Source organism: Pseudomonas sp. ACM7, assembly GCF_004136015.1.
GTDB lineage: Bacteria > Pseudomonadota > Gammaproteobacteria > Pseudomonadales > Pseudomonadaceae > Aquipseudomonas > Aquipseudomonas frigoris.
The window spans coordinates 3,733,555-3,753,448 of sequence record NZ_CP024866.1 but is presented as its reverse complement, the minus strand read 5'-3'; the positions used below and the strand labels follow the sequence as shown (position 1 = coordinate 3,753,448).

The following is a 19,894-nucleotide window of genomic DNA, read 5'->3' as shown; positions in this document are numbered from 1 at the left end:
GAGAAAAGTCGTTCGATCACTTGCCAAATTGCTTACGCATTTGCGCGCAGTAATCCTGGGGCGGCGTTGCAGGCGTGTACCAGACGTAATCAGCCATGGCCGGTGTGACCTCGCTGCCCTGCTCCGCCAGCATCAACACCACAGGCGCCTGGGGCTCTCCCAGATCAAGCACATGAATCGGCACGCCGACATCCTTGCGCGCATGGTAAGCGCCGGCAAACAGCAGTGAAGGCGTGGGTGCCGCCAGCAGGCGCTCGGCCATCCGTCGGTCACGTTGTTGCTGGACCGCCAGCATCGCCGGCATTTGCGATTCGGGCAGCAGACCACAGTGGGAGTCGCTGACTTGCTTCAGCAACTCGCCCTTGACTGACGCTACGTTGGAACGCGAACCGCTCAATGTCGGAGGATTGGCGTAAACGGCACGCACTTCAGGCGTGTCCAGATTGGCTGCCAGCAGCGGGTATGGCTGGGAAAGCGCGAAGCGAACGATGGGTCCGTACAGATTCCAGTCCCAACCCGACTGCCACGCTAATGCACCGGGTAAATCCGTCGGTGGTGTCGAGGCGTGACGGACGTCATCGACGCGCAGCTGTTGATCCGGCGTGAGCATTTCCAGCAGCAGACTGCCTTGAGCTCGCCGTTCACCCAGCGACTTCAATAACCACAACTGCAGTTGATGGTGATCGCGATTGTCATGCTGCTCGCCCACGATCAGTCGTGAAGGCGACTCCAACCGCTCAACCAGCTCCTCTGCCGTCAGAACCTGGCCGCTGCGCAAGTCCCGAATCTCGCCCACAACCGGTGGCGGAGTCGAAACATGCTGACAGGCACTCAGCAACAGCAAGGCCAGCATCAAAATCCCACGCATGTTTTCACTCCATAAAAAACTCAGCGGGCGATGATCAGCGGATGCCCACGCTCCGGGTGCTGCTGCACCAGAACTTCCAGCCCGAACACGGCCTTGAGTGGTTCCGGGCGCAACACCTGCTCCGGTGTATCGAGCGCCACAGGGCGCCCGCCTTCGAGCAGTAACAGGCGATCACAATAGCGCGCTGCCAGGTTCAGATCATGCAGGATCACCAGCACCGCTGCGCCACGATTGGCGAACTCGCGCACGGCTTGCAACGTGGTGTGCTGATGAAGCGGGTCGAGCATCGACGTTGGCTCATCAAGCAACAACGTTTGCCCCGCTTCGCCCGGCCAGAGCTGCGCCAGAACCCGCGCCAGATGCACCCGCTGACGTTCGCCACCGGACAAGGCCAGATAGCTGCGGCCACTCAAATGCCCGGCATCGGCAGCGTGCAATGCGGCGGCAACGATCTCGTCATCGCGGACCCGACCGCTTTGATGGGGTAAGCGGCCCATGCCGACCACCTCTTCGACACGAAAGGCGAAGTCCAAGGTCGACACCTGCGGCAATACCGCCAAACGCTGCGCTCGCGCCGTCCCCGCCCAATCGCTCAACTCGCGCTCGTCGAGCCAGACGCTGCCATGATGAGCCTGCAACTCGCCGCACAAGGCGCCGAGCAAGGTGCTTTTGCCGGCGCCGTTAGGTCCCAGCACACCGAGGACTTCGCCCGGTTTGAGCTCAAGCGTAATGTCCGCCAGGACAATCTTTCGGCCCCTACGGATTTGCAGATTTTGCGTTCGCAACATCAGGCACGCCCTCTGAGCAATAAGTACAGAAAGAACGGCGCACCGATAAAAGCCGTGACGATCCCGATCGGCAATTCAGCCGGCGCCAGGGCCAGTCGCGCCACCAGATCGGCAAATAACAAAAGACTGGCACCCGCCAATACTGACGCAGGCAACAGCACCCGATGATCCGGACCGGCCAGCAGTCGCACCAGATGCGGCACCACCAGACCGACAAACCCGATCATCCCCGCCGCAGCCACCGCGGCACCGACACCCAGCGCCGTGCAGAACACCAACTCGCGCTTGAGCCCTTCGACGTCGATGCCCAGGTGACCCGCCTCAGACTCACCCAGCAACAACGCATTCAAGGCCTTGGCCCGGCGCGGCAGCCACAGCGCCACGCCGGCACTGATCAGCAGTAACGGCCAGAGCCGCGAATAGCTGGCGCCATTGAGGCTGCCTAGGTTCCAGAACGTCAGGGTGCGCAGCGTCGCGTCATCCGCCAGATACGTGAACAGTCCCACGGCGGAGCCGGCCAGCGCAGTCAACGCAATTCCGGCCAGCAGCATGGTCGCGACATTGGTCTGCCCGTTGCGCCGGCCCAGTCGATACACCAATGCCGTCACGCCCAGCCCGCCGAGAAATGCGAACAGCGATAACAGATAAGGCCCGAAGGATTCGGGCAGTCCGCCGAATACCGAGCCTCCGACAATCGCGATCGCCGCGCCCAATGCCGCACCGCTGGAGACGCCGACCAGCCCCGGATCGGCCAGAGGATTTCGAAACAACCCCTGCATCGCCACGCCGGACAGTGCCAATACGCCACCCACAGCCAAACCCAGCAAGGTTCGCGGCAAACGAATCTGCCCGAGGATCAGCTCGGCCTGTTCCAGCCCGTCGGGAGCGATCGGTACACCCACCAGCCGCAGGGCTGCACGCAAGGTGTCGAACAACGGCAAGCTCACCGGCCCAAGCGCCAACGACAGCCAGATAGCCACCACACACAGCAGGATCAGACCAATGAATAAAGCGCGTGGTTTAACCAGGATGGTCATTGGCCGGCCGAACCGGGGTAGAAAGCGCCAGACAGTTTTTTCAACGCCTCGGGTAGCCGCGGCCCCAAGCCCCCAACCAACAAGGTCGGATCAAGCTCCATGACTCGCCCGCCCTTGGCCGCGCGGGTCGAGGACAGGATGGGGTTCTCCTTGAACAACGCCGCACGTGCCGCATTGCCGGTCAGTGCACGATCGGCAAACACCAGCACCTCGGGATCCAGACTGACCAGGGATTCAACAGAAAAGGGTTTATAGCCGGTATGCGTGGCCAGATTGTGCCCACCGGCCCGTTGCAGCAACCAATCGGCGGCGGTGTCCTTGCCGGCGATGAGCGGTTTGCCGCCCGCGTGGCCAAGCAACAACAGCACGCCCGGCGATTTTTCCTTCAACTGCGCCCGAGTGACCCGGATCTTTTGTTGATCGAGTTGCTGTTGATACGTCTGAAACAATTGTGAGGCCTGATCTTCAGCGCCGAGTAACTTGCCCAAATGCTGCAAATTACCCTGCAAGGTCGGCAGGTCCGGCTGGGCCGAGAACAGTTCGACCTGCACGCCTGCACTGCGAACCTGCGAAAGTACCGGTGGCGGTCCCATTTCCTCGGTGCCGACCAGTATCTGCGGGCGTAAGCTCAAAATACCCTCCGCCGACAATTGCCGCTGATACCCGATGCTCGGCAATGCCTTGAGCGATTCCGGGTGCTGACTGGTGGTGTCGACACCCACCAGTTTCGATTCACCGCCCAGCGCGCTGATCCATTCCGATAAAGCACCACCGGCACTGACCCAACGTTGTGGCAACTCGGCCGCTGCGGCGTGGTGGCTGACGAGGAGTCCGACACAAAGCGCAGCAACGCGGGTACTCAGGCGCATAAACAGCTTCCTTTAAGGGTTTTCCCGGGCATCGAGATGACAGGCCACGTATCCTTGGCGCCTGGCATCTGTACCCGAAGGGCAAGGCGGCCATTTGATAATTGTTTGCATTTGAACGTCAAGCTCGGACATATCCAGTCACGAGCCGCAGGACTTGAGGATAGACATGAAGTTTCTTTGTGCAGGTGTTGAGCTGGCCGATGCCAGCAGTCGCGGTTTCGACATCGACGGCCAGAAGCTCTTTGCCGTGCGCCGTGGCGGCCAGGTTTACGTCTACATCAATCGCTGCCCGCACCGTGGCGTCGGACTGGAATGGAAGCCTGACCAGTTTCTCGACCCCAGCAACAGCCTCATCCAGTGCGCGACCCACGGCGCACTGTTTCTGATCGAAGACGGCGAATGCGTCGCCGGCCCTTGTGCCGGGCAGTCCCTGACCACAGTCGCCTGCCGCGAAGACGAGCAAGGGATCTGGGTCAGTCTTTAGCCGTTCAGCAACACCTCCAGACGCCGATCGACCACCATTTCTTCGTGGGTCAAGTGCACGCCATAGGCCAGCACCTCAACCCCGCACGACACCGCCTCACGCAAGGCTGCGGCGTAGGCCGAATCGATTTCTTCTGCAGGACGCACAGCGTCGATGCCGGTGAGATTGACGCAATACAACTGCACCGCACGAATTCCGTCCCGGGCCAAATGCGCCAATTCGCGCAAATGCTTGGCCCCGCGCTGGGTCACCGCATCGGGAAATGCTGCCACCAAAGAACCATCGAAGCCCAAAGTGACGCTTTTGACTTCCACATAAGCCGGCCCGCTCGGGTAATCGAGACGGAAGTCGATGCGACTGCTCTCCTGACCGTAGGCCACTTCGCGCTTCAGCTCGGTAAAGCCGTTCAATACGGTGATGACACCGGCTCGCAGTGCTTCTTCGATCAAGCCGTTGGCCCGCCCGGTATTCACACAAAACAAGCGCCCCTGCGGCGTTTCGCCGATTTCCCAGGTGCCGGGCAACTTGCGCTTGGGGTCGTTGGAACGGCTGAACCAGACCTGCCCGCCTTCGACCTGGCAATTGAGCATCGAGCCGGTGTTCGGGCAGTGAATGGTCAGCAACTCGCCGCTAACGGTTTCGATATCGGCGAGAAAACGCTTGTAACGACGAATCAAACGGCCTTCTTCGAGGGGAGGATGAAAACGCATCAGCCTTGCCAGCTCTTCAAGCCGCGCGCAATCCGCTCGACCGCTTCTTGTAGGCGCGGGAGACTTTGGGTGTAGGCAAACCGCACATGATGGCCGGCCTGATAACGACCGAAGTCCAGACCCGGAGTAATCGCCACGTGTTCGGTTTCCAGGAAATGTCGGCAGAACGCGAAGGCATCGCCGCCGAACTTGCTGATATCGGCATACAAGTAGAACGCGCCTTCAGGCTCAACGGCGATACCAAAGCCCAACTCTCGCAGGGCTGGCAGCAGGAAATCCCGACGACGGCCGAATTCGGCGCGACGCTCTTCCAGAATGCTGATCGTGGCCGGTTCGAAGCAGGCCAAAGCGGCGTGCTGAGCCATGCTCGGGGCGCTGATGTAGAGATTCTGGGCGAGTTTTTCCAGTTCACCGACCGCCGCTTCAGGCGCCACCAGCCAACCAAGTCGCCATCCCGTCATGCCGAAATACTTGGAAAAACTATTCAGCACAAAGGCACTGTCATCGACTTCCAGCACGCTGGCCGCATCAGTGCCGTAGGTCAGACCGTGATAGATCTCATCCACCACCAGATGACCGTGGCGCTCCTTGATCGCAGCCGACAGGCCTGCCAGCTCATCGCGGGTCAGGATCGTCCCGGTCGGATTGGCTGGCGACGCCACCAGGGCGCCGACGCTGTCGTGATCCCAATGGCGTGCAATCAGGTCCGGCGTCAGCTGATAGCGCACGTCTGGACCGACCGGCACCAGTTGCGCTGCGCCTTCCACCAACCGCAAAAAGTGCCGGTTGCAGGGGTATCCCGGGTCCGCCAACAGCCAGTGCTTGCCCGGATCCACCAACAAGGCGCTGGCCAGCAGCAGCGCACCAGAACCGCCAGGCGTGATGAGGATTCGGTGCGGGTCGATGCTCAAACCGTAACGTTGCTGATAAAAGCCGGAAATGGCCTCACGCAACTCGGGAATGCCACGCGCGGCGGTGTAACGGGTCTTCCCCGCCGTCAGGGCGGCTTGGCCGGCCTGAATGATCGGCTCGGCGGTGGTGAAGTCGGGTTCGCCGATTTCCAGGTGGATCACGTCGTGGCCAGCGGCTTGCAGTTCATTGGCCCGCGCCAGCAGCGCCATGACATGGAAAGGTTCGATCGCGCGACTGCGGGCACTGTAGGACTGAGCCATTAGCTTTCCTTCAACGGGGAAAAAAACTGATTCTACCCAAGCGCAGGAACGAGCGAGAACCTAAAGCGGTCAGACCGTTATAACGCTGGTCTCAAACGACTCAAGCGTGTGTCCCAGGTTTGACTAAAATCAATAATTGATCAGGTCTCCAGCGCCACCAGACAAGGCTTTGCAATCATTTGCAAGCACAGCGGGCCACTACCTCGACATCCGGGAGTAGCGCGGCCCGATTTGATCTGGTAAGTTCGCCCGCTTGCAGCCGCAGGGCCGGCAGGTGTCGGTGATGGAGCAATCCTGCGCAATGGATTACAAGAGTAGAGGCGGTCCATTTCATGCCCACCCAAGCAAAGCAGCAAAACCAGTCGATCAGCGGCTTCGAACCCTACAAAGAAGTAAAGGGCGAGGAATACATGGGCAAGCCCATGCGCGCTCACTTCACCAAGATCCTGAATAAGTGGAAACAGGACTTGATGCAGGAAGTCGACCGTACGGTTGATCACATGAAAGACGAAGCGGCCAACTTCCCGGACCCGGCAGACCGTGCCAGCCAGGAAGAAGAATTCAGCCTCGAGCTGCGTGCCCGCGACCGCGAGCGCAAGTTGATCAAAAAGATCGACAAGACGCTGCAACTGATCGAAGACGAAGAATATGGCTGGTGCGAGTCCTGCGGCGTCGAAATCGGCGTCAAGCGACTGGAAGCCCGCCCTACCGCCGACATGTGCGTTGACTGCAAGACCCTGGCGGAAATCAAGGAAAAGCAAGTCGGCAAGTAATCTCGACTTGAACGAAAAACGGAGCGTGCGAACGCTCCGTTTTTGTTTCTGACATTCGCCTCGACACGAAACCTGTGGGAGCGGGCTTGCTCGCGAATGCGATCTGACATTCAAAATTGATGGTGTTTGACCCAACGCATTCGCGAGCAAGCCCGCTCCCACAGGGTGATTGGTGCAAGCCTGGAAAGTAACGTCGCCTTTATGACCGCCCCCACCTACATCGGGCGCTTCGCCCCCACGCCCAGTGGACATCTGCATTTCGGTTCGCTGGTCGCAGCGCTGGCCTCGTACCTCGACGCGCGCTCGGTGGGTGGCCACTGGCTGATGCGCATGGAAGATCTCGATCCGCCACGGGAAGAGCCCGGCGCTCAAGCAGCGATCCTTAAAGCCCTGGAAAGCTACGGTTTCGAGTGGGATGGTGAAATGGTCCGACAGAGTGACCGGCACGATGCCTACGCCGAAGTCCTCAATCGCCTGTTCAATCATGGCCTGGCCTACGCTTGCACCTGTTCACGCAAAACACTTGCGCCCTATCACGGGATTTATCCGGGGCTGTGCCGCAACGCCGGCCATGGCACTAAAGACGCCGCGATTCGCCTGCGTGTCCCCGAGCTGGAATACCACTTCATCGACCGGGTGCAAGGCGAATACCGCCAACACCTGGGCCGGGAAGTCGGCGATTTCGTGATTCGTCGCCGCGACGGGCTCTACGCCTATCAATTGGCGGTAGTGCTGGACGACGCCTGGCAAGGCATCACCGATATCGTCCGTGGCGCCGACCTGCTCGACTCCACGCCGCGCCAGCTCTACCTGCAAGAACTGCTTGGCCTGCCGCAACCGCGTTATCTGCATATCCCGCTGATTACCCAGCCCGATGGCAACAAGCTCGGCAAGTCCTATCGCTCGCCGCCGTTGACCGAAGATCAGGCAACCCCCTTGTTGCTGCGTGCATTGCGCGCACTGGGGCACAATCCCGGTGCCGAACTGGCTTACGCCACCCCACGGGAAGTGTTGAACTGGGGCATCGCCCACTGGGATGCAGTGCTGATCCCGCGCGCACTCAACCTGCCCGAAGCACAACTACAGTGATCACACTTGCAGTGGCGCGCCCATCCGTTACCATCGCCGCACGTTTTCGGGCACGCGCATAAAAAAGAGAGGCCGGGATGTACATCTATCGCTTGGTCCTGCTCCTGGTAGTGGGGATTTATCTGTTCTCCCCGGCCATCATGGATTGGTGGATCGACGCCACTGGCGCCTGGTATCGCCCTTATCTGCTCTGGCTGATTCTGATCGTCGTGACCTTCATCCTGCAGAGCCAAAAAGATGCCGATGAGCTTTAGCCTGACCCAGATGATCCTGATCAGCGCCGCATACCTGGCGGTGCTGTTCGGCGTAGCCTGGGTCAGCGAACGGGGCATGATCCCCCGGGCGATCATTCGCCACCCGCTGACGTACACCCTGTCGCTGGGCGTTTACGCCAGTGCGTGGGCGTTTTACGGCACGGTGGGCCTGGCCTATCAATACGGCTACGGATTTTTATCCAGCTATCTGGGCGTCTCCGGCGCGTTTCTGCTGGCGCCGGTGCTGTTGTATCCGATTCTGAAGATCACCCGCACTTATCAGCTGTCGTCGCTCGCCGATCTGTTCGCCTTCCGCTTCCGCAGCACCTGGGCCGGCGCACTGACCACGATCTTCATGCTGATCGGCGTGCTGCCGCTGCTGGCGTTGCAGATTCAGGCGGTGGCCGATTCCATCGGCATTCTCACCCGCGAGCCGGTGCAACATCGCGTAGCCCTGAGCTTCTGCGCACTGATTACGCTGTTCACCATCTTCTTCGGCTCCCGCCACATTGCCACCCGCGAGAAACACGAAGGCCTGGTGTTCGCGATTGCTTTCGAGTCGGTGATCAAACTGATCGCCATCGGTGGCGTTGGCCTCTATGCGCTGTATGGCGTGTTCGATGGCCCGCAACAACTGGAACTGTGGCTACTGCAAAACCAGACCGCCCTCGCCGCTTTGCACACGCCATTGCAGGAAGGCCCATGGCGCACGTTGCTGCTGGTGTTCTTCGCCTCGGCGATTGTGATGCCGCACATGTACCACATGACGTTTACCGAAAACCTCAACCCGCGCTCGCTGGTCAGTGCGAGCTGGGGCTTGCCGCTGTTCTTGCTGTTGATGAGCCTGGCGGTACCCCTGATTCTCTGGGCCGGACTGAAACTCGGCGCCACCACCAACCCGGAATATTTCACGCTGGGCATCGGCATCGCCGCCAATAACAAGGCCCTGGCGCTATTGGCCTATGTCGGTGGATTGTCGGCGGCCAGCGGGTTGATCATTGTCACCACCCTGGCGCTGTCCGGGATGGCGCTGAACCACTTGGTGCTACCGCTTTATCAGCCACCCGCCGAAGGCAATATCTACCGTTGGTTGAAGTGGACCCGCCGGGCGCTGATCGTCGCGATCATCATGGCCGGTTACGGTTTCTACCTGCTGCTGGGCGCAGAGCAGGATCTGGCGAATCTGGGCATTGTCGCCTTCGTCGCCACCCTGCAGTTCCTGCCGGGCGTGCTGTCGGTACTGTACTGGCCGACCGCCAACCGCCGTGGCTTCATCGCCGGTTTGCTCGCGGGGATTCTGGTGTGGCTGGTGACCATGCTGCTGCCGCTGGTCGGCAATCTGCAAGGCTTCTACATACCGCTGCTGAACATGATCTACGTGCTGGACGACACCAGTTGGCACATGGCGGCGATCGCCTCGCTGGCGGCCAACGTGCTGATGTTCACCCTGATCTCGCTGTTCACCAATGCCAGCAGCGAAGAGGCCAGCGCGGCAGAAGCCTGCGCCGTGGACAACGTACGCCGGCCGCAACGCCGCGAACTGCACGCCGCCTCACCCCAGGAATTCGCCACGCAGCTTGCAAAACCCTTGGGCGCCAAGGCCGCGCAGAAAGAAGTCGAACAGGCCCTGCGCGACCTCTATCTGCCATTCGACGAGCGCCGGCCTTATGCCTTGCGCCGTTTGCGCGACCGTATCGAAGCCAACCTCTCCGGCCTGATGGGGCCGAGTGTGGCTCAGGACATGGTCGAAACATTCCTGCCTTATAAGGCCGGCGGCGAAAACTACGTCACCGAAGACATCCACTTCATCGAAAGTCGTCTCGAGGATTACCACTCGCGCCTGACCGGGCTTGCCGCCGAACTAGATGCCCTGCGCCGCTATCACCGCCAGACCTTGCAGGAATTGCCGATGGGCGTCTGCTCGCTGGCCAAGGATCAGGAAATCCTCATGTGGAACAAAGCCATGGAGGAGCTGACCGGGATTGCCGCGCAGCGTGTGGTCGGTTCGCGGCTGAGTACTATTGCCGATCCTTGGAAAGAGCTGCTGCAAGGCTTCATCAATCTGCCGGACGAGCATTTGCACAAACAGCACCTGGCGCTCGACGGCCAAACCCGCTGGCTGAACCTGCACAAAGCCGCGATCGATGAACCGCTTGCGCCCGGCAACAGCGGCCTGGTGCTGCTGGTGGAAGACTTGACCGAAACCCAGATGCTCGAAGACAAACTGGTGCACTCCGAGCGCCTGGCCAGCATCGGTCGACTCGCGGCGGGCGTGGCCCATGAAATCGGCAACCCGATCACTGGCATCGCCTGTCTGGCGCAGAACCTGCGCGAAGAGCGCGAAGAAGACAGTGAACTGAAGGAAATCAGCGGGCAAATCCTGGAGCAGACCAAACGCGTGTCGCGCATCGTTCAGTCGCTGATGAGCTTCGCCCACGCCGGCAGTCATCAGCACAGTGACGAGCCCGTCTGTCTGGCGGAAGTGGCCCAGGATGCCATCGGTTTGCTGGCCCTGAACCGACGCAATTTCGAAGTGCAGTTCTACAACCTCTGCGATCCCGATCACTGGGTCGAAGGCGACCCCCAGCGGCTTGCACAAGTACTGATCAACCTGCTCTCAAACGCCCGCGACGCCTCGCCTCCGGGCAGTGCGGTGCGGGTCAAAAGCGAAGCCGGCGAACACACGGTCGACTTGATCGTGGAAGACGAAGGCAGCGGTATTCCGAAGAACATCATGGATAGATTGTTCGAACCTTTCTTCACCACCAAGGATCCTGGCGAAGGCACCGGTCTGGGCCTTGCACTGGTCTATTCCATCGTTGAAGAGCATTATGGACAAATCACCATCGACAGCCCGGCTGATGTTCAAAGCCAACGCGGCACCCGTATCCGGGTGACCTTGCCGCGTCATGTCGAAGCGACGTCCGCTGTGAACTGAGACCGTCGAGAGTATCGAATCAATGCCGCACATTTTGATCGTCGAAGACGAAACAATTATCCGCTCCGCCTTGCGCCGCCTGCTGGAACGTAACCAGTACCAGGTCAGCGAAGCCGGTTCAGTGCAGGAAGCACAAGAACGCTTCACCATTCCCACGTTCGACCTGATCGTCAGCGACTTGCGTCTGCCTGGCGCGCCTGGCACCGAGTTGATCAAACTCGGCCAAGGCACTCCGGTGCTGATCATGACCAGCTACGCCAGCCTGCGTTCGGCGGTCGACTCGATGAAGATGGGCGCGGTCGATTACATCGCCAAGCCTTTCGATCATGACGAAATGCTTCAGGCCGTCGCGCGAATCCTGCGTGACCGGCAATCGGTGCAAGCCAGCGGTGAACCTGCCGTCGGCAAAGCCGGCAACGGCGCCGCGAAACCGGGTGTCAATAACAGCAACGGCGAAATCGGCATCATCGGCTCCTGCCCGCCTATGCAGGATCTGTACAGCAAGATCCGCAAAGTCGCGCCAACCGACTCCAATGTCCTGATCCAGGGCGAATCCGGCACCGGTAAAGAACTGGTGGCGCGCGCCCTGCATAATTTGTCCAAACGCGCCAAGGCGCCGATGATTTCGGTGAACTGCGCGGCCATTCCGGAAAGCCTGATCGAGTCCGAACTGTTTGGCCATGAAAAAGGCGCGTTCACTGGCGCCAGCGCCGGGCGTGCCGGCCTGGTAGAAGCCGCCGACGGCGGCACCTTGTTCCTCGACGAAATCGGCGAACTGCCACTGGAAGCCCAGGCCCGCCTGCTGCGCGTGCTGCAGGAAGGTGAAATTCGTCGCGTGGGTTCGGTGCAGTCCCAGAAAGTCGATGTGCGCCTGATCGCCGCGACTCACCGGGACCTGAAGAGCCTGGCGAAAATCGGCCAGTTCCGTGAAGACTTGTATTACCGCCTTCACGTGATCGCCCTGAAACTGCCGGCCCTGCGCGAGCGCGGCGCGGACGTTAACGAAATTGCCACCGCGTTCCTGGCGCGGCAGAGCGCGCGGGTCAACCGCACCGATCTGAAATTCGCCCCGGATGCCGAGCAAGCCATTCGTCATTACTCCTGGCCGGGTAATGTTCGAGAGCTGGAAAACGCAGTAGAACGTGCGGTCATCCTGTGCGAGAGCCCGGAAATTTCCGCCGAGCTGCTGGGTATCGACATCGAACTGAGCGATCTGGACGATGACGATTTCATTGGCCTGCCCCCACAACAGGGCAGCGCCGCCGGTAACAATAGCCATGAGCCGACCGAAGACCTGTCACTGGAAGACTACTTCCAGCACTTCGTTCTCGAGCATCAGGACCACATGACCGAAACCGAGTTGGCGCGCAAACTCGGTGTCAGTCGCAAATGCCTGTGGGAACGCCGTCAGCGCCTGGGCATCCCGCGGCGCAAGACCGGGGTCGCCAGCGAAAGCTGAATGTCACCTGTCTGATGCGTGGGTAACACGTGACTTCGTGAAGAAACTGTTACCTCAGATTTTTCACGTAACAGAAGCCGGGGCTTACGGTAACGAAGCCCCGGCTTTTTTTGGCCTCTGAAAACCTCACCAGCCAGCTTAACCCCTTGTTTTGCTGGGCTTCGCAAAAGTTGGCACGCACCCTGCTATATGTTTGGTACAAGAACAATAACAAGCAATGCACAAGACAATAAAAATAAGACGTATCGACTCACGCACAATAAAAACAAGACGGCGAGAGGCGCAGCTAACTGATTCTTTTGGAGAGGCGTTGTATTTGGGGCTTGCCCCACGACCAGGCCGAGAACAACAAAAAACTGTCACAAGACAGAGCCTGAACTGGTTGGATCGCAAGATCACTGCAACACAGCGACCAAAGCAATCCGTTTGCTCTTGGCTCCCGATTGGGAGGGTCATGAAGGAAAAACTTCATGGCGAGGGCACTCAACAAAAACAAGAAGCCCGAATCAAAAATAAAAATAGAGCACGCAACTACTTTCTTGGGGAGCTTCGGCTCCCCTTGTAGTTTCTGGCGTTTGGCCCTTGTAGCGGCAGTGCGTTCGACTTTGTAGCAGCTGTCGAGCAACGCGAGGCTGCGTTCGGTTTGGGCCGCATTCGGACGAAGCAGTCGCCAATACAAGCACCGGGTTTCTTCTGACACACCGCAATCTCTGGTTTTACGACTACTGCGTAGTCGAACGCAGCCTCGCAGGCTCGGCAGCTGCTACCACAGAGCCAATCCGCACCAACAAGCCCCCCCTTCAAGCGCTTGCGCAGCTTCCTACACCATCCCCCGACTAAATGCTAGAATCCCCGCCCATCATGCGGTCATTCTTCGTTTTGGCCGAACATTCCTTCAAACAGTGCATCCCATGCTGAAGAAGCTGTTCCAGTCATTCCGTTCTCCCAAGCGTCATACGCAACACATTCGCAGTACGCCTGAAGTGCTCAACAGCGGCCAACATTCGCTGCAAAAGGCCCAATTCAGTCGCTACGCGGTGAACATCGTCGAACGCCTGCAGAACGCCGGTTACCAGGCTTATCTGGTCGGCGGCTGTGTGCGTGACATGCTGCTCGGCATCACGCCGAAAGATTTTGACGTCGCCACCAGTGCCACGCCTGAGCAGGTGCGGGCCGAATTCCGCAACGCGCGGATCATCGGTCGTCGCTTCAAGTTGGTACACATCCACTTTGGCCGCGAAATCATTGAAGTCGCGACCTTCCGCGCCAATCACCCGCAAAACGATGAAGAGGAAGACAGCAACCAGTCTTCCCGTAACGAAAGCGGGCGCATCCTGCGCGATAACGTCTACGGCACGCTGGAAGAAGATGCGCAACGCCGCGACTTCACCATCAACGCCTTGTATTACGATCCGGTCAGCGAGCGCATCCTCGATTACGCCAACGGCGTACACGACATCCGCAATCACCTGATCCGCCTGATCGGCGACCCGAAGCAACGCTACCAGGAAGATCCGGTACGGATGCTGCGAGCCGTGCGTTTCGCCGCCAAGCTGAATTTCGGCATCGAAAAACACAGCGCCGCGCCAATCCGTGAACTGGCGCCGATGCTGCGCGAGATTCCATCGGCCCGCCTGTTCGAAGAAGTGCTCAAGCTGTTCCTCTCCGGCCATGCCGCGGACACCTTCGAGATGCTGGTCGACCTGCAGCTGTTCGATCCGCTGTTCCCGGCCAGTGCCGAGGCGCTGGAATACAACCCGACCTATACCCACACGCTGATCAGTGAAGCGTTGATCAACACTGATCTGCGGATCAAACAGAACAAACCGGTAACCCCGGCGTTCCTGTTTGCGGCGCTGCTTTGGCCTGCCCTGCCGGCTCGTGTACTGCGCCTGCAAGAGCGCGGCATGCCACCAATTCCGGCGATGCAGGAAGCGGCTCATGAACTGATCGCCGAACAGTGCCAGCGCATCGCGATTCCGAAACGCTTCACCATGCCTATCCGCGAGATCTGGGACATGCAGGAGCGTCTGCCACGCCGCAGCGGCAAGCGCGCCGACCTGTTGCTGGACAACCCACGGTTCCGTGCCGGTTACGACTTCCTGCTGCTGCGCGAAAGCGCTGGCGAGCAGACTGATGGTCTGGGCGAATGGTGGACGGATTATCAGGACGCCAACGACAGCGAACGTCGCGACATGATCCGCGACCTCAGCGGCAAGGATGACGGCACCGGCGCTCCACGCAAACGTCGCCGCAGCGGTGGCGCCAAGCGCAAACGTACCGCCGGCGCACCGAGCGCCACGGGCGAGTAATCCATGGAACGCATCTACATCGGCATGGGTAGCAATCTGGCTGACCCCGCCGAACAATTGCGCAGCGCCGTCGAGGCGCTGGCACAGTTGCCGCAGACCGAACTGATCGGGGTTTCCGGGTTTTATCAGAGCGACTCGCTGCTGCCCGGCCAACCGCGTTACACCAACGCGGTTGCCGCCCTCGACAGCACGCTCCCGCCGCTGGAGCTGCTGGATGCGCTGCAAGCCATCGAGAACGGGCAGGGCCGCGAGCGCCTTGAACGTTGGGGGCCGCGTACGCTGGATCTCGACATCGTACTGTTCGGCGATCGGCTGATCGATGAACCTCGCCTCAAGGTGCCTCACTACCATATGCAGGAACGGGCGTTCGTTCTGTATCCTCTGGCCGAACTGGCGTCTGCCGATTTGCGTCTGGCCGATGGTCGCAGCCTCAGCGAACTGCTCGCCGCTTGCCCGTTCGTCGGCCTGGAACGCCTGCCCCCGAATTGACGCAAATCCCTTGTGGGAGCGGCGGTGCGACGATTCGACTTGCTCGCGAATGCGGTGTGTCATTCAACTTAAGTGTTTACTGACACACCGCATTCGCGAGCAAGCCCGCTCCCACATTGGTTTTTGTGTTGAACACAAAATCTGTTGCTGAATCGCATCAGTTACCCCGGTAACACCCCACGCGTAACAATGCGGTAACACACGCAATTGACTTCCCGAGTTCTCCTCACGACTATAGGCGTCCCGCTGCCGCCAACACGGCGTTGAAGGGCGCAATCCAGGCCTTAAAAGTACGACAACAGACCGTGCGCCTGTATTTAACGAAGAATCACGCGCGTTACTCGCAGTAGTTTCCACAGCGCCTGAATGAGGAACTTTTCATGCCAGCCATCACCCTGACCACTCTGCAAGGTCTCAAGCAAAAAGGTGAAAAGATCACCATGCTGACCTGCTATGACGCGACCTTCGCCCACGCCTGCAATGAGGCGGGTGTCGAAGTGCTGCTGGTGGGCGACTCCCTTGGCATGGTTTTGCAAGGTCACGACAGCACCCTGCCGGTCACCACCGCTGAAATGGCTTACCACGTGGCGTGCGTCAAACGTGGCAACACCGATGCGTTGATCCTCGCCGACCTGCCCTTCATGGCCTACGCCACCACCGAACAAGCCATGACCAACAGTGCCCTGTTGATGCAGGCGGGTGCGCACATGGTCAAGGTTGAAGGTGCGTTGTGGCTGGCGGACTCGATCCGTCTGCTGGCCGAACGCGGTATCCCGGTGTGCGCGCACATGGGGCTGACACCGCAATCGGTGAATATCCTCGGCGGTTACAAAGTCCAGGGTCGCAATGAAAACCAGGCGCGGCAGATGCGTGCCGATGCGATCGCCCTGGAACAAGCTGGCGCGGCGATGTTGCTGCTCGAATGCGTACCGAGCGAACTGGCTGAAGAAATCACCCAAGCGGTGAAAATCCCGGTGATCGGCATAGGCGCCGGCAGTGGCACTGACGGCCAGGTACTGGTTCTGCACGACATGCTCGGCCTGTCGATCACTGGCCGCGTGCCGAAGTTCGTGAAGAACTTCATGGCCGGGCAACAAAACATTCAAGCGGCGCTTGGTGCGTACGTCACTGAAGTCAAAGCGGCGACTTTCCCTGGCATCGAACACGGATTCTCTGCATGAACACCGTAAAAACCGTACGCGAATTACGGGCCGCCGTGGCCCGTGCCCGCAGTGAAGGCAAGCGCATCGGCTTCGTGCCGACCATGGGCAACCTGCACAGCGGTCATGTGGCACTGGTGACCAAAGCCACCCAACGGGTGGATTTCGTGGTCGCGAGCATTTTCGTCAACCCGCTGCAGTTCGGCGCCGGCGAAGACCTCGACAAGTACCCGCGCACCCTCGCAGCCGATCAGGAGAAACTGCTCCAGGCCGGTTGCCACTTGCTGTTCGCGCCAACCGTTGAAGAAATGTACCCCGACGGCATAGTCGGCCAGACCCGCGTCAGCGTCCCCCAACTCTCCGAAGGCCTCTGCGGCGCCAGCCGTCCCGGGCATTTCGAAGGTGTGGCGACGGTGGTCACCAAGCTGTTCAACATGGTCCAGCCAGATCTGGCGATCTTCGGCCAGAAAGACTTCCAGCAACTGGCGGTGATCCGCGCCCTGGTGCATGACCTGAACATGCCGATCCAGATTATCGGCGAACCGACGGTACGTGCAGCCGATGGCTTGGCGCTCTCGTCGCGCAATGGTTTCCTCAGCGAAGAACAGCGGGCCGTTGCGCCGGTTGTGTATCGCGGTTTGACCCAGATTGCCGACGCGATCAAACAGGGCGAACGGGATTTCCCGGCCGTAATCAGCGCGCAGATCAAGCAGCTTGAAGCGGCGGGTTTGCGTCCTGACTATCTGGAGATTCGTCATGCCCAGACCTTGCGTCCGGCAACTGCGCAAGATCGGGATCTGGTGATTCTGGTGGCGGCGTTCCTGGGCACTACGCGGTTGATCGATAACCTGCATCTGAATCTCGACGCTACTGCCTGAACACCACAATCCCCCTGTGGGAGCGGGCTTGCTCGCGAATGCGGTGGGTCATTCAGCAAAAATGTTGACTGACCCACCGCATTCGCGAGCAAGCCCGCTCACACATTGGGTTTTGTGGTGGCTTCCAGTCTGTATTGATGCCCCTCAAGCCTTCGGGCAAACTGCCCGCCGTTCGATTCCGACCTGGGGAAACACTCATGCACGCCATCATGCTCAAGGCCAAGCTGCATCGCGCCGAAGTCACCCACGCTGTACTCGATTACGAAGGTTCTTGCGCCATCGACGGCGAATGGCTGGACCTGTCCGGTATCCGTGAGTACGAACAGATCCAGATCTACAACATCGACAATGGTGAACGCTTCACCACCTACGCGATTCGTGGCGAAGAAGGTTCGCGCATGATCTCGGTCAACGGTGCAGCCGCACACAAGGCCAAGGTCGGTGACCGAGTGATCATTTGCGCATACGCCCACTACAGCGAAGCCGAGCTGCTCAATTTCAAGCCACGCATGCTCTACATGGCGCCGGGTAATGAACTGAGCCATACCAGCAATGCCATTCCGGTTCAGGTCGCCTGATCCAGTCTTAGCCCCTCCCCCTTCCGTTTGTCGGACCGTTCCCTGCTCGATGTATAAAAAAGTACCGGGAACGGGTCAGACAAAGTCAAGACAGATCGCAGCGCGAGGTTTACTGTATTCGCCCTGTGTCATGAAATCGTGTCGACGCAGTTGACCGGACGCCCATCCACAGCGCTCCGGTATTTTTAGTGTTCAAAAGGCCGTTCAAGTAAAAAGGAAACCCGCAGCGATGGCGTATTACCGCACCCCTCAAGACGTTACCGCTCTGCCCGCCTGGCAAGCGTTGAATGACCACCGCCAAGCCATGCAGGATTTCAGCATGCGCGAAGCCTTTAATGCCGATCCGCAGCGCTTTACCCAATTCACCCTCAGCAGCTGCGGCCTGTTTCTCGACTACTCGAAGAACCTGATCAACGCCCAGACCCGCGATCTGCTGGTGGGCCTGGCCAACGAAGTCGACCTCCAGGGCGCGATCAAAGCGCTGTTCGAAGGCGAAATCGTCAACTCCTCCGAAGGCCGTCCGGCCTTGCACACCGCGCTACGCCGTCCGGTCGGCGACAAGCTGAAGGTCAACGGCGTCAACGTGATGCCGGAAGTGCACAAGGTCCTGAACCAGATCACCGACCTCGTGGGCCGTATCCACGACGGTTTGTGGCGCGGCTACTCCGAGAAGCCGATCACTGACGTGGTGAACATCGGCATCGGTGGCTCGTTCCTCGGCCCGGAGCTGGTCTCCGAAGCGCTGCTGTCCTACGCCCAGAAGGGCGTGCGTTGCCATTACCTGGCGAACATCGACGGCAGTGAGTTCCACGAACTGACCATGAAACTGCGCGCCGAAACCACGCTGTTCATCGTTTCGTCAAAATCCTTCAACACCCTCGAAACCTTGAAGAATGCCCAGGCCGCACGCGCCTGGTACCTGGCTCAGGGTGGTTCGGAAGCCGAGCTGTACCGTCACTTCATCGCCGTCTCCAGCAACAATGCAGCGGCGGTGGCATTCGGGATCCGCGAAGAAAACATCTTCCCGATGTGGGACTGGGTTGGCGGCCGTTACTCGCTGTGGTCGGCCATCGGTTTGCCAATCGCGTTGGCCATCGGCATGTCGAACTTCAAGGAACTGCTGTCCGGTGCCTACACCATGGACCAGCATTTCCAGAGCGCGCCCTTTGACCAGAACATGCCGGTGTTGCTGGCCTTGCTCGGTGTCTGGTACGGCAACTTCTGGGGTGCACAGAGCCACGCGATCCTGCCGTACGACCACTACCTGCGCAACATCACCAAGCACTTGCAACAGCTGGACATGGAATCCAACGGCAAGAGCGTGCGCCAGGACGGCACTCCGGTGTCCACCGACACCGGCCCGGTGATCTGGGGTGGAGTGGGCTGCAATGGTCAGCACGCTTACCACCAGTTGCTGCACCAGGGCACTCAACTGATCCCGGCCGACTTCATCGTGCCGATCGTCAGCTTCAACCCGGTGTCTGACCACCACCAGTGGCTGTACGCCAACTGCCTGTCGCAAAGCCAGGCGCTGATGCTGGGCAAGACCCTTGCCGAGGCCGAAGCCGAGTTGCGCGACAAAGGCATGAGCGAAGAAGAGGTGCACAAAATCGCACCGCAAAAGGTGATCCCGGGCAACCGTCCGAGCAACACCTTGGTGGTTGAGCGCATCAGCCCGCGTCGTCTCGGCGCATTGGTGGCGATGTACGAACACAAAGTCTTCGTGCAAAGCGTGATCTGGGGCATCAACGCCTTCGACCAGTGGGGCGTGGAGCTGGGTAAAGAGCTGGGCAAAGGCGTCTACAACCGCCTGGTCGGCAGCGAAGAAACCCCGGCTGACGATGCTTCAACCCAAGGCCTGATCAACTACTTCCGCGGTCGTCACCGCGGCTAACCCTGTGGGAGCGGGCTTGCTCGCGAAGACGGTTTGTCATTCAGCATTTATGTCGACTGACCCACCGCCTTCGCGAGCAAGCCCGCTCCCACATTGGTTTTGTGTCTGGCTTGAACCCTTTCGCTACTCGGCGCATCTTTAT

The 19,894-nt window shown here is 59.8% G+C and carries 18 protein-coding genes; 12 read left to right on the top strand and 6 right to left on the bottom strand.

All coding sequences use genetic code 11. From position 1 onward, the window contains the following. Window positions 1-16: 16 nt before the first annotated feature. The 4 genes from CUN63_RS17705 to CUN63_RS17690 are packed head-to-tail and all read right to left on the bottom strand — an operon-like array spanning window position 17 to window position 3,562. A complete protein-coding gene (locus CUN63_RS17705; protein WP_129441191.1) occupies window positions 17-868 on the bottom strand; it encodes a ChaN family lipoprotein in 852 nt (283 codons plus the stop codon). 20 nt (window positions 869-888) lie between these two features. Further along, the gene (locus tag CUN63_RS17700) at window positions 889-1,656 is read right to left on the bottom strand and encodes a heme ABC transporter ATP-binding protein (protein WP_129441189.1); all 768 of its coding nucleotides are present in this window, start codon (window positions 1,654-1,656) and stop codon (window positions 889-891) included. After that, the gene (locus CUN63_RS17695) at window positions 1,656-2,639 is read right to left on the bottom strand and encodes an iron ABC transporter permease (protein ID WP_178082708.1); all 984 of its coding nucleotides are present in this window, start codon (window positions 2,637-2,639) and stop codon (window positions 1,656-1,658) included. The genes CUN63_RS17700 and CUN63_RS17695 overlap by 1 nt, the downstream gene beginning before the upstream one ends. Window positions 2,640-2,689: 50 nt before the next feature. Continuing rightward, entirely contained in the window at window positions 2,690-3,562 is an 873-nt protein-coding gene (locus CUN63_RS17690) for a hemin ABC transporter substrate-binding protein (protein ID WP_129441185.1), read from the bottom strand. 166 nt (window positions 3,563-3,728) lie between these two features. Here CUN63_RS17690 and CUN63_RS17685 point away from each other — a divergent pair, with 166 nt between their 5' ends. After that, on the top strand, window positions 3,729-4,046 hold the full coding sequence (locus CUN63_RS17685) for a Rieske (2Fe-2S) protein (protein ID WP_008153288.1): 318 nt from the start codon (window positions 3,729-3,731) through the stop codon (window positions 4,044-4,046). Here the strand turns inward: CUN63_RS17685 and sfsA are convergent. Further along, window positions 4,043-4,756, bottom strand: a complete 714-nt coding sequence (gene sfsA / locus CUN63_RS17680) for a DNA/RNA nuclease SfsA (protein WP_129441183.1) — start codon at window positions 4,754-4,756, stop codon at window positions 4,043-4,045. The two genes, CUN63_RS17685 and sfsA, sit on opposite strands and share 4 nt — an antisense overlap. Further along, the gene (locus CUN63_RS17675; RefSeq protein WP_129441181.1) at window positions 4,756-5,928 is read right to left on the bottom strand and encodes a pyridoxal phosphate-dependent aminotransferase; all 1,173 of its coding nucleotides are present in this window, start codon (window positions 5,926-5,928) and stop codon (window positions 4,756-4,758) included. The genes sfsA and CUN63_RS17675 overlap by 1 nt, the downstream gene beginning before the upstream one ends. A gap of 332 nt (window positions 5,929-6,260) precedes the next feature. Between CUN63_RS17675 and dksA the strand changes: the two genes are divergently transcribed. The 11 genes from dksA to pgi all read left to right on the top strand — a co-directional run bounded on the left by dksA (window position 6,261) and on the right by pgi (window position 19,752). Further along, window positions 6,261-6,701 carry an RNA polymerase-binding protein DksA gene (gene dksA / locus CUN63_RS17670; RefSeq protein ID WP_007902025.1) on the top strand — a complete coding sequence of 147 codons (441 nt, stop codon included), beginning with the start codon at window positions 6,261-6,263 and terminating at the stop codon, window positions 6,699-6,701. Between the two features lie 201 nt (window positions 6,702-6,902). Beyond that, a complete protein-coding gene (gene gluQRS, locus CUN63_RS17660) occupies window positions 6,903-7,790 on the top strand; it encodes a tRNA glutamyl-Q(34) synthetase GluQRS (RefSeq protein ID WP_129441177.1) in 888 nt (295 codons plus the stop codon). Window positions 7,791-7,867: 77 nt separating this feature from the next. Continuing rightward, window positions 7,868-8,044 (top strand): hypothetical protein, encoded by a 177-nt coding sequence (locus CUN63_RS17655; protein WP_003176118.1) that lies wholly within the window; start codon window positions 7,868-7,870, stop codon window positions 8,042-8,044. Further along, complete coding sequence (locus CUN63_RS17650) at window positions 8,028-10,982, top strand: sensor histidine kinase (protein WP_162247459.1); 2,955 nt, start codon at window positions 8,028-8,030, stop codon at window positions 10,980-10,982. The genes CUN63_RS17655 and CUN63_RS17650 overlap by 17 nt, the downstream gene beginning before the upstream one ends. Window positions 10,983-11,004: 22 nt before the next feature. Beyond that, window positions 11,005-12,441, top strand: coding sequence for a sigma-54 dependent transcriptional regulator (locus tag CUN63_RS17645; protein ID WP_129441175.1), 1,437 nt, complete (start codon window positions 11,005-11,007; stop codon window positions 12,439-12,441). A 911-nt stretch (window positions 12,442-13,352) separates the two neighbouring features. Next, entirely contained in the window at window positions 13,353-14,753 is a 1,401-nt protein-coding gene (locus CUN63_RS17640) for a polynucleotide adenylyltransferase PcnB (RefSeq protein WP_008153304.1), read from the top strand. Between the two features lie 3 nt (window positions 14,754-14,756). Continuing rightward, a complete protein-coding gene (folK, locus tag CUN63_RS17635) occupies window positions 14,757-15,242 on the top strand; it encodes a 2-amino-4-hydroxy-6-hydroxymethyldihydropteridine diphosphokinase (protein ID WP_129441173.1) in 486 nt (161 codons plus the stop codon). A 380-nt stretch (window positions 15,243-15,622) separates the two neighbouring features. Continuing rightward, window positions 15,623-16,423 carry a 3-methyl-2-oxobutanoate hydroxymethyltransferase gene (gene panB / locus CUN63_RS17630; RefSeq protein ID WP_033054352.1) on the top strand — a complete coding sequence of 267 codons (801 nt, stop codon included), beginning with the start codon at window positions 15,623-15,625 and terminating at the stop codon, window positions 16,421-16,423. Continuing rightward, window positions 16,420-17,280 (top strand): pantoate--beta-alanine ligase, encoded by an 861-nt coding sequence (panC, locus tag CUN63_RS17625; protein ID WP_129441171.1) that lies wholly within the window; start codon window positions 16,420-16,422, stop codon window positions 17,278-17,280. The genes panB and panC overlap by 4 nt, the downstream gene beginning before the upstream one ends. 197 nt (window positions 17,281-17,477) lie before the next feature. Next, window positions 17,478-17,858 carry an aspartate 1-decarboxylase gene (gene panD / locus CUN63_RS17620; RefSeq protein WP_008153310.1) on the top strand — a complete coding sequence of 127 codons (381 nt, stop codon included), beginning with the start codon at window positions 17,478-17,480 and terminating at the stop codon, window positions 17,856-17,858. Window positions 17,859-18,087: 229 nt separating this feature from the next. Next, complete coding sequence (gene pgi, locus CUN63_RS17615; protein ID WP_129441169.1) at window positions 18,088-19,752, top strand: glucose-6-phosphate isomerase; 1,665 nt, start codon at window positions 18,088-18,090, stop codon at window positions 19,750-19,752. Window positions 19,753-19,894: the final 142 nt, after the last annotated feature.

Excerpts from the sequence above, each read along its gene's own strand:
- CUN63_RS17705 (WP_129441191.1), bottom strand. The coding sequence starts at position 868 with ATGCGTGGGATTTTGATGCTGGCCTTGCTGTTGCTGAGTGCCTGTCAG.
- CUN63_RS17700 (WP_129441189.1), bottom strand. The coding sequence starts at position 1,656 with ATGTTGCGAACGCAAAATCTGCAAATCCGTAGGGGCCGAAAGATTGTC.
- CUN63_RS17690 (WP_129441185.1), bottom strand. The coding sequence starts at position 3,562 with ATGCGCCTGAGTACCCGCGTTGCTGCGCTTTGTGTCGGACTCCTCGTC.
- CUN63_RS17685 (WP_008153288.1), top strand. The coding sequence starts at position 3,729 with ATGAAGTTTCTTTGTGCAGGTGTTGAGCTGGCCGATGCCAGCAGTCGC.
- sfsA (WP_129441183.1), bottom strand. The coding sequence starts at position 4,756 with ATGCGTTTTCATCCTCCCCTCGAAGAAGGCCGTTTGATTCGTCGTTAC.
- CUN63_RS17675 (WP_129441181.1), bottom strand. The coding sequence starts at position 5,928 with ATGGCTCAGTCCTACAGTGCCCGCAGTCGCGCGATCGAACCTTTCCAT.
- dksA (WP_007902025.1), top strand. The coding sequence starts at position 6,261 with ATGCCCACCCAAGCAAAGCAGCAAAACCAGTCGATCAGCGGCTTCGAA.
- gluQRS (WP_129441177.1), top strand. The coding sequence starts at position 6,903 with ATGACCGCCCCCACCTACATCGGGCGCTTCGCCCCCACGCCCAGTGGA.
- CUN63_RS17655 (WP_003176118.1), top strand. The coding sequence starts at position 7,868 with ATGTACATCTATCGCTTGGTCCTGCTCCTGGTAGTGGGGATTTATCTG.
- CUN63_RS17650 (WP_162247459.1), top strand. The coding sequence starts at position 8,028 with ATGCCGATGAGCTTTAGCCTGACCCAGATGATCCTGATCAGCGCCGCA.
- CUN63_RS17645 (WP_129441175.1), top strand. The coding sequence starts at position 11,005 with ATGCCGCACATTTTGATCGTCGAAGACGAAACAATTATCCGCTCCGCC.
- CUN63_RS17640 (WP_008153304.1), top strand. The coding sequence starts at position 13,353 with ATGCTGAAGAAGCTGTTCCAGTCATTCCGTTCTCCCAAGCGTCATACG.
- folK (WP_129441173.1), top strand. The coding sequence starts at position 14,757 with ATGGAACGCATCTACATCGGCATGGGTAGCAATCTGGCTGACCCCGCC.
- panB (WP_033054352.1), top strand. The coding sequence starts at position 15,623 with ATGCCAGCCATCACCCTGACCACTCTGCAAGGTCTCAAGCAAAAAGGT.
- panC (WP_129441171.1), top strand. The coding sequence starts at position 16,420 with ATGAACACCGTAAAAACCGTACGCGAATTACGGGCCGCCGTGGCCCGT.
- panD (WP_008153310.1), top strand. The coding sequence starts at position 17,478 with ATGCACGCCATCATGCTCAAGGCCAAGCTGCATCGCGCCGAAGTCACC.
- pgi (WP_129441169.1), top strand. The coding sequence starts at position 18,088 with ATGGCGTATTACCGCACCCCTCAAGACGTTACCGCTCTGCCCGCCTGG.